Below are 9084 nucleotides of genomic sequence, written 5' to 3'. Positions count from 1 at the left end.
GGCCGTCCGGAGGGGGCGGGGGGTGTCGTCGTCCCTTTTTTCTCCGCCACTCTCTTTCTGGGGGGGGGGGGGGGGGCCGCCCCACCCCCCCCCCCCCCCCCCCCCCCCCCCCCCCCCCCCCCCCCCCCCGGGCCCGTTCGTGCCTGGGGCCCCGTCATGCTTCGGGTGCTTCGAGGGACGCGCCGGGCGCGGGGGCGGTCGGGCCGTCGAGCCAGGCGGTGAGTTCGGCGGTGTGCTCGCCGAGCCGGGGCGGCGGCAGGTCGTAGCGGGGCGGCGTGCGGGAGAGGCCGATCGGGTTGGCGACCAGCTCCATCGGACAGCCGTTCCCGCCCTCGTCGCCGTCCTCGCCGTCGGGTCCGTCCCGGCCGTGCCGGCCGGGCAGGGTGGCCCGGGGGCTGAGACCGAGCGAGTCGGCGAGGTCGAAGGCCCCGGCCAGGTCGTTGACCGGGCCGCAGGGCACGCCGAGCGGGGTGAGCACGGCGAACCACTCGGCGGCGGTCCGCCGCCGGAGCCGGGCGGAGAGCTCGGCGGCGAGCACCTCGACCTGCGCGACCCGGCGGCCGTTGGTGGTGAAACGAGGGTCGGTGGCGAGTTCCGGTGCGTCCAGGCCCCGGCAGAGGGCGGCGAACTGCCGGTCGTTGCCGACCGCGACCACCAGCGGGCGGTCGGCGGCCGGGAACACCTCGTACGGGGCGATGGACGGGTGGCGGTTGCCGAGGATGCCGGGCACCACCCCGGCCAGGGTGTAGCCGGCGGACTGGTTGACCAGACCGGAGAGCAGCGTGGAGAGCAGGTTCACCTCCACCCGCTGCCCGCGTCCGGTGGCCTCGCGTTCGCGCAGCGCGGCCAGTACGCCGACCGCCGCGTGCAGCCCGGTCAGCACGTCCACCAGCGCGGCGCCCGTCTTCACCGGTTCGCCGGGCGCCGGGCCGGTGACGGACATCAGACCGCCCACGGCCTGGACCAGCAGGTCGTACCCGGGCAGTCCGGCACCCTGGCCGGCGCCGAATCCGGTGATCGAGCAGTAGACCAGGCGGGGGTTGAGGGCTTCGGCGTCCGCCGGGCCGAGGCCGTGCCGGTCCATCGTGCCCGGGCGGAAGTTCTCCACCAGCACGTCGGCGCGGCGCACCAGTTCGCGGGCGCGGGCGTGGTCGGAGGGATCGCGCAGGTCGAGGGCGAGGGAACGTTTGTTGCGGTTGACGGAGAGGAAGTAGGTGGCCTCGCCGTGGGCGTGCGGCGGGCCCCAGGCGCGGGTCTCGTCGCCGGTGCCGGGCCGCTCGACCTTGATGACGTCGGCGCCGAGGTCGGCGAGCAGCATGGTCAGGTAGGGCGCGGCGAGCACCCGGCCGAAGTCGGCGACCAGCACGCCGTCGAGCGGCAGGCCCGTCATACGACGTCCCTCTCAGCCGCTGCGGTAGCCGTAGCCGTAGCCGTAGCCGTAGCCGTAGCACCCGCCGTCGCGTCGCCGGAGGGCGCGTCGCTGCGCAGGTGCGGTCGGGCCAGTAGGAGGTAGAGCCCGCCGGCCGCGAGCACCACCACCGCCGAGAGCAGCACCAGGTAGTCGTCGTACCAGGCGGCGTCCGGGGTGCGGCCCCAGCAGATGTTGACGATCGCGGCGACGCCGTAGACCAGTGCCCCGATGTTCACCGCCAGGCCCCAGCGGCCGAGCCGGAAGTCCCCGCTGGGGCGCCAGCCGCGCAACCGGGCCCGCAGGGCGGCGAGCACCACCATTTGGAACGCGAGGTAGATGCCGATGCTGGAGAAGGAGATGATCTTCGTCAGGGCGCCCTCGGAGAGCGCCGAGGCGCCCACGATGATCACGCCCGGCAGCGCCGCCGAGAGCAGCAGCGCGTACGGCGGGACGCGGAGCCGGTCCGAGACGGTGGCCAGCAGTCGGCTGCCGACGATCATCCGGTCCCGGGCGAAGGAGTAGGCCAGTCGGCTCGCCGCCGCCTGGAGGCTCAGCACGCAGGACAGGAACGAGATCAGCACGACGCCGACCACCACCCGCGCGCCGGTCGCGCCGAAGGCGTCGTGCAGCACCGCGGCGACCGGGTCCTTGTCGTCGCCGGAGACCACCGCGCCGATGTCCTTGATCGACATCACCAGCGCCAGGCTGACCCCGATCGCCGCCGCACCGCCGACGTAGATGGTGCGCCGCATCGACTTGGGGATCTGTCGACCCGGGTTCGGTACCTCCTCGGCGACGTCGCCGCAGGCCTCGAAGCCGAAGAAGAGGAAGACCGCGATCAGTCCGGCGGCGAGGAAGGCGTCGGTGTAGTCGCCGTCGCCACCCGCGCCGAAGCGGTCGAGGACCACACCGAGGCCGTGGTAGCGGTGGGTGAGCAACAGCCAGGCGCCGACCGCGAGCGCCCCCGACAACTCGGCCGCGAAGCCGAACACGGCCGCCGCCGACAGCACCTTGGTGCCGCCGAGGTTGATCACGGTGGCGAGCAGCAGCAGGCCGAGTGCGCACCACACCGTCGTCGCCGTGCTCGGCTCCACGCCCAACAGCGCGGCGACGTACGGTCCGGCGCCGTAGGAGACCGCGGCGATGGTGGACATCAGCGCCAGCAGGTACACCCAGCCGGTCAGCCAGCCCCAGGTCCGGCCCCAGAGCCGGCGCGCCCACGGGTACATCCCACCGGTCACCGGGAACTGGGCGACCACCTCGCTGAACACCAGCGCCACCAGGAGCTGGCCGGTGCCCGCGATCAGGAAGCTCCAGACCATCGGCGGGCCGGCGGTCGCCAGCGAGGAGGCGAAGAGGGTGTACACCCCCACGACCGGGGAGAGATAGGTGAAACCGAGCGAGAAGTTCGCCCAGAGGCTCATGTCGCGGCTGAACTCGGAGGTGTAGCCGAGGTCGGCCAGCCGCCCGGCGTCGGCCTCGGCCTCGGCCTGGGCCTTCGCGTCCGCCTCGGCGGTTGCGTTCGCGTGCGGGGAGGGGGAGTCGGGAGTGGTGGCACGTGCACTGGCATCGGTCAAGACCTGCTCCTGGGAACGTGTCGTGATGCTTCGGGGGAGTGCTGGGTCGCTCGGTGAATCTGCTCGGGGATTCTGCTCGGGGATTCTGCTCGGGCCGGGGCCGCGGGGAAACCTGCCTTTGGCGGACAGGGGCGAGGGGCGGACGACCCTCTCCTGTGAAGGTCTCGGCCGTCCGGGAGGCCCCGGTCGTCAGGCGTTCCGCTTGCGCGCAGCCGGCGGCCGGGTGAAGCAGCAGTCGCCGCAGAGCCCCGCACCCGGACCGATCCGGTAGTAGAGGCAGCAACTGGTCCGGCGGAAGGCGGTGCCGTTCGGGCCCGTCCGCAGGGTGCCGGACCCGGCCAGCGGCGGACGGTCCAGCAGCTCCGCGACCAACTCCCGGGCCCGGCCCGGCGCATGCGCGTCCAGCACCCGCAGGGTTCCGGCCAGGGCGGAGGCGGCGTTGCCGAGCAGCAGCCCCGCCGAGAGCGGGACGGCGGCCCGGACGGCCGCTGCGAGCGGCTCCAGCCGACCCAGCAGGACGGCCTCGTGCAGCTGGTCGGCGAGGCTCCCGGTGCCGTTGGACGGCTGCTCGGGCGGAGTCCAGAGGTCGATCGGGCCCTGGTCGGGAATCCGCACCCAGGCCCGCTCCAGCGTCGGGACCGTCCCCAGCAGTACGGCCGCGCCGAGGCCCACCGACCAGAAGCGGGCGGCCAGGCCGAGGTGCAGGATCGAGGCGGCGACGCGGAGTTCGGCGGTGCCCAGCCGCTGGGCCACCACCCGGATCCGGGCGGCGAGCGGCGCGTCCGGCCCGGTGCCGTACAGCTCCGGGAGCGGACGGAAGTCCGGCGGCGGGGCGCCCGGCGAGGTGTCGAGCGCGAAGTACGGGCCGACGGCCGCGAGTCGGCCGTAGTCCGGCTGCCTGCGGTGATCCGGCTGTCCGGGGTGGACGGGCTGTCCGTGGGGGTCGGGTGCGGGGTTCAACGGCTCTCCCCGGTGGAGCCGTCGGACCCCGCACCGCGCTCGGACGGCCCGGCTTCGGCCGGGCGGGGGTGCGGGGACATCTGGGCGGGCCTCCAGGGGCGCGGTCGGACACCGATCACGGGGCTGAACGCTACCGCTGCGGCCGTCCTGCCGGTGCCGCACCGCCTCGTTCCCCGCCGTCCGGGCCTGCCCCATTCGGCCCGTGGCGCCCGCGGGTGGGCGCCCGCCCGTGGCCGTCAGCGTCCGCGGCCGCCGCCTCGGGCGCCGCGCGGGCGGGAGAGGGTGAAGCGGTCGACCGGGACGAGGTCGCCGTAGGGGCCGCTGACGGCGTAGTAAGTCACGTCGATGGTGGTGTCGCCGCCAGGTTCGCCCGGATCGACGTCGAAGGAGGCGAAGCCGTACGGGTTGTCCGCGTCGCGGAAGGCGGACCAGGGGGCGTCCTCGATCACGTAGACCGGGGGCCGCTTCCCGGTCGCCTTGTCGACGGGCCCCACGCCGGTGATGACGCGGGCCTTGGGCGGGGTGAAGAAGAGCTGGTTGGAGGGGGCCGAGGTGCCGCCGCCACCGATGACCATGTGGACGGTGCCGCGGGTGGTGTCAACGGTCCCGGTGTCGGTGGCGGACGGCACCGGGGTGCGGGTGTCGGTCGGCTGCTGGCCGCGGATCGGGTGCGAGCGCTCGTAGTGGTGCTCGTGACCGCAGACCACCAGGTCGACGCCGTACTTGTCGAACAGCGGCACCCAGGTTTCGCGGATGCCGAGGTCGGCGCCGTTGAACTTGTCGGCGGTGGAGATCACCACCTGGTGCATGCAGACGACGATCCAGTCGATCCCGGGGTCGGCGTCGGCGGCGATCAACTGCCGCTCGAGCCAGTGTTGCTGGGCGCCGCCGGAGTAGCCCCGGACGTAGGAGTTGCCGCCGTCCTGGTAGGCGACGTCGTCGTTGTTGAGGCTGATCACCCGGACGGACCCGGCCGTGAACGCGTACCAGAGGCCGTGCAGTTCGTCGTCCGAGCCGGCGTCCGGCAGGTCGAAGTAGGTCTGGTAGGCGCCGTAGCCGATCGGGCCGTTGCCGCGCTCGTTCTCGTGGTTGCCGGCGGCCGGCATCCAGGGGCGGTGGCGGGCCGAGCGGGTGTTGTTCTCGAACCAGTCGGACCAGGTGCGGACCCGGTCGGTGGCGAGGTTGGCGTAGCAGAGATCGCCGTTGACCAGGTGGAACAGCGGGGCGACCCGCTCGACCCCGGCGGTGGTGTCGCCCGCGGCGGGGCTGCCGAGGTTGTCGTTGACGTAGCCGTTGGCGGTCTTCTTGCCGAGGGTGGGGGTGCCCTGGTCGCCGAAGCTGGTGAAGGTGAAGGCGGCCCGGCCGCGCGGGGCGGTGCGGACGGTGCCGAGTTCGGGGGCGGCCCCGTCGTGCACGGCGGCGTAGACGTAGTCCGTGTCCGGGTGCAGGTCGGTGAGCCGGGCGTGGTGCACCTGGACCTCGGTGCCGGAGGCGGCGTCCCGGTAGGTGCGGGTCTCGGCCTGCTCGCTGCGGCCGAAGCCGCCGTGCGAAGGCCCGTACATCACGCGGGGGTTGGAGACGGACTCGGTGGTGTGCCAGGAGACCGTGACCTCGCGCGAGGCGTCCGAGCCGAACTGCAGGTGCAGCCCGCCCACCCGTGGGGCGCCGGAGCGGTCCGGCCGCTCCCAGAGCAGTGGGGAGGCGGCGGCGGGGGTGGGCGCGATGCCGGAGAGGGAGACGGCACCGCCGAGGCCGAGGCCGGTCGCCCCGGCGAGGAGCCCGCGCCTGCTGACGGGTGGACGTCCAGTGGATGCGTTCATGGCGGCCAGCTTCACCGGGCGGGGGTGAACCGCGCCGGACCGGCCGTGTGAACTTTCCCGGCGTGCGGCGGCTGAGCCTTCCGGGCCGTCGAATGACGGCGCGCTCCGCCGGGGGGGGGATGGAGCGCGTCCACGGAGCCGAGGGGGTGCTCCGTGGACGCGCGGAACCTACGAGGTGGGGGTGGCCTCCGGACTTCACGTCCTCCGGCCGGTTGTTCGATCGTCGACCGAGGTACCAGCGGCAGACCCTGATCCGTCTCGATCTGTCGCCACTGCCTCCTGCGGTCGAACTTCCTTCAGCTACCTCGCAGGTCCACCTCCCATGATGCCCCTCCTGCGGCGTGTACACCAGGGGTGAAAGGGCCCAATTCGGGCAATTTCGCAGATTGGGGGGCTGTGGGCCGGGGGGTCTCCGCCGGGAGTCCCCGCGCCCCGCCGGGCGTCACCAGCCGTCCACGAAGCCGAGTGTCCGGTGGTACGGACCGTCCGGCCCGGTGCTGCGGTAGTCCTCGGTGCTGCTGCCGGTCCGGACGGTGCGGTCCCCGTCGTGGCGTTGGGCGGTGGGCCGCAGGGTGTGGTCCACGGTCGAGCGCTCGGTGAGGTGGCCGCCGGTCGCCGCGGTGGCGTCCCGGTGGTAGCCGAGGTCCATGGCGGTGCGCTGGTCGGTGTTCCCGGCCGCGTCACGCGTCACCTTGTACGTGACGTCCAGCGGCTCGCTCTCGTGGACGGTGCTGGTGCGGTGCGGTCCGCCGCCCCAGGTGGCGGTGGTGCGGGTGAGGTCCGTGCCGTTGTGCAGCGTCACGTCGTTGCCGCTGTCGCGCAGTTGCTGGGCGGAGTCGAAGGTGAGGTCGTCGCGGACTTCGGTGGTGATCCGGCCGTGCGAGGTCTGCACCCAGCCCCGGGCGAGGTCGTGCCGGGCGGCCGTGACGGTCCAGTCGCCGCTGCCCCCGCCGTGGTCGGTGAGCTCGGTGCCCACGGTCGCCTCGGGTGCGACCCGGTAGTCGGTGAGCTGCCCGGAGGTGCGGTCGGCGCCGTGGTCGACCTCGGCGAACAGGTTGACCTGGCCCGTCCAGACGTCGTTGCTCTGCGCCTCGCTCGCGTTGACCGTGATGCCGACGGTGTGCGGGCGCCCGTCCAGCAGCAGGCCGACGTACGGGGTGAGGTCGAGGCGGTAGGCGGGCAGGTCGAAGGCGAAGATGCCCGGCACCGGCCGCCACAGCAGCGGGTCCCAGCCGCCGGTGTAGATCACCGGGTAGGGCCAGACCGCGCCGGCCACCCGGCCGTCCACAGCGAGCCGCAGCTCGCGGAACGGGCCCTTGCCGCAGGCGCCCATCGAGGGGTTGGCGGCGACGAAGGCGTCCGGCGCGGAGGCGTAGGCGAACTCCTCGCAGGCGCCGCCGCCCCGGGCGTAGACCTCGGCGGTCAGCCGCTGGAGGTTCTGCGGGAAGGCGAGTTCGCGTCCGGCGGTCGGGGCGGCCTGGGTGAGGGCGAACGGGCCGGTGGTGAGCAGCTGGTCGGCGCCGTGGGCGGCGGGCCAGCGGTCGTTCGCGGTGTAGAAGGTGAGGCTCGCGGAGATCCGGTACACGCCGGTGTAGGTGGCGTCGGTGACGTTGGCGAGGTCGAGGGAGAACGGCTGCGGTCCGGCCGTGAACAGTGGCGCGTAGCGGGTGAGGTCGCGCTCGACGTTCCACTGGATGCCGTCCTTGGACGGCTCGGGGGTGGAGGAGAGCTGGACCTGGACGCCGCCGACACGGACGCTGAAGATCCGGTCGAACTGCCGCCCGGCGACCTGCCCGTGGAGGTCCATGACCACCGCGGACCACGGCCCGGCGCAGTCGGCGGGCGGGGCGACGGTGGTGGTGTAGGGGGTGTCGGGCGGGCTGCCGTAGCCGTTGCGGAACTCGCGTTCGTGCATCACCTCGACGGTGCAGGAGCGGGTGTCGGGGCGGGTGAGCGGCTTGGTGGCGGTGACCGGGTCGTGGTAGTCGGTGCCGAAGTCGGCGTGGGCGGGGCCGGCGGCGGTGAGGGTGGCGGCGAGGGTCAGGACGGCGGCGCCGAGCAGGCGGGTGGTGCGGCGCAGGACGGTTCCGTGGGCTCGGTTGCCGTGGGCTGGGGTGCCGCGGCTGTCGGCGTCGAGGGCTGGGGCGTCGGTGCGGCGGAGCGGCGGGCGCAGGGCCAAGGCGGATCCCCCGGGGTCGGGCGGCCCGTCGGCGCGCGACGGGCCGGGTGGGTGATCCGGGCATCCTTCCGGCGGTGGCATGTGAGCGTCAAGAGCGTCAAGAGCGGCCACCGGGCCTTCCGCCGGGTGCCTGCGTCTCCTCCAGCGCCCTTGCCTCCTGCCGGATCAGGTCGCGCAGGACCGCCGGCGTCGGGCGGCGGTCGTCCGTCCGCCACTGCATCTCCAGCGGCAGCGTCGCCCGGCCCTCGAGCCGCACGGTGGTCACGTCCTCGGTGAGGTGGCCGGTCATCGAGGCGGGCACCAGCGAGAAGGCGCGGTTGCGGGCGAGCAGGTAGAGCCGGGAGCCGACGATCCGCGGCGGGCTCACCAGGACGGGCGGGTCGATCCCGTGCGCCGCGCACAGGCCGAGCACGTGGTCGTAGTACCGGGGGTGCTGCTCGCGCGGCCACGACAGCAGGGGCAGGTCCCGCAGTTCGGCGAGGTGCAGGCCGGTCCGCCCGGCCAGCGGGTGGTCGCGGCCGAGGGCGACGCGCACCGGCTCGTCGGCGATCCGCTCCAGCCGGTAGCCGGGCACCTCCTCCAGGAAGCGGCCGAGGCCGATGTCGGCGAGCTCGGCGGCCAGTGTGGTGGACACCTGCCCGGTGTCCACGGCGAGTTCGGCGGTGGTGAGCGCGGGCAGCTCCTGCTCGGCCCGGCTGACCACGGCGGGCAGCAGCCGGTTCACCACGCTCGGGGAGGCGACGATCCGGACGGTGCCGAGCCGGGACTCCTCGTGCAGCCGGACCCGGGTCAGCAGTGACTCGGCCTGTTCGAGCAGCCGGGCGCTCTCCGCGGCCATCACCCCGCCCGCCTCGGTCAGCGTGACGGAGCGGCGGCTCCGGTCGAACAGCTCGACGCCGACGGTGCGTTCCAGCCGGGCGACCTCCTGGCTGACCGTCGGCTGCGAGATGTGCAGCCGCTCGGCGGCCCGTCCGAAGTGCAGCGTCTCGGCGACGGTGAGGAAGACCTCCAGCTGACGCAAGGTGAGACCCATGCCGGTCAGCCTAGGACGAACTGATAGGGGACCGGCTATCGGAAGTCCCAGGACTCATTCTGGATTCCGATCCGAGCCGTCCATACGCTGATCATCGCGTTGCC

The 9084-nt window shown here is 73.8% G+C and carries 6 protein-coding genes; all 6 read right to left on the bottom strand.

Annotated features, from left to right (window positions below; translation table 11 throughout):
* Positions 1–154 precede the first annotated feature (154 nt).
* The 6 genes from ACZ4WV_RS18445 to ACZ4WV_RS18420 all read right to left on the bottom strand — a co-directional run bounded on the left by ACZ4WV_RS18445 (position 155) and on the right by ACZ4WV_RS18420 (position 8980).
* Complete coding sequence (locus ACZ4WV_RS18445) at positions 155–1390, bottom strand: CaiB/BaiF CoA transferase family protein (RefSeq protein WP_465747869.1); 1236 nt, start codon at positions 1388–1390, stop codon at positions 155–157.
* Positions 1387–2988 carry an APC family permease gene (locus tag ACZ4WV_RS18440; RefSeq protein ID WP_465747867.1) on the bottom strand — a complete coding sequence of 534 codons (1602 nt, stop codon included), beginning with the start codon at positions 2986–2988 and terminating at the stop codon, positions 1387–1389. The genes ACZ4WV_RS18445 and ACZ4WV_RS18440 overlap by 4 nt, the downstream gene beginning before the upstream one ends.
* Positions 2989–3177: 189 nt before the next feature.
* A complete protein-coding gene (locus ACZ4WV_RS18435; protein WP_465747865.1) occupies positions 3178–3948 on the bottom strand; it encodes a (2Fe-2S)-binding protein in 771 nt (256 codons plus the stop codon).
* Positions 3949–4184: 236 nt separating this feature from the next.
* The gene (locus tag ACZ4WV_RS18430; RefSeq protein WP_465747863.1) at positions 4185–5768 is read right to left on the bottom strand and encodes a purple acid phosphatase family protein; all 1584 of its coding nucleotides are present in this window, start codon (positions 5766–5768) and stop codon (positions 4185–4187) included.
* 442 nt (positions 5769–6210) lie between these two features.
* Positions 6211–7947, bottom strand: coding sequence for a peptide-N4-asparagine amidase (locus ACZ4WV_RS18425; protein WP_465747861.1), 1737 nt, complete (start codon positions 7945–7947; stop codon positions 6211–6213).
* Positions 7948–8044: 97 nt separating this feature from the next.
* On the bottom strand, positions 8045–8980 hold the full coding sequence (locus tag ACZ4WV_RS18420) for a LysR family transcriptional regulator (protein WP_465747859.1): 936 nt from the start codon (positions 8978–8980) through the stop codon (positions 8045–8047).
* Positions 8981–9084: the final 104 nt, after the last annotated feature.

It is taken from the genome of Kitasatospora sp. NPDC029312 (assembly GCF_055569215.1).
This window is presented reverse-complemented; position numbering and strand designations above follow the sequence as displayed.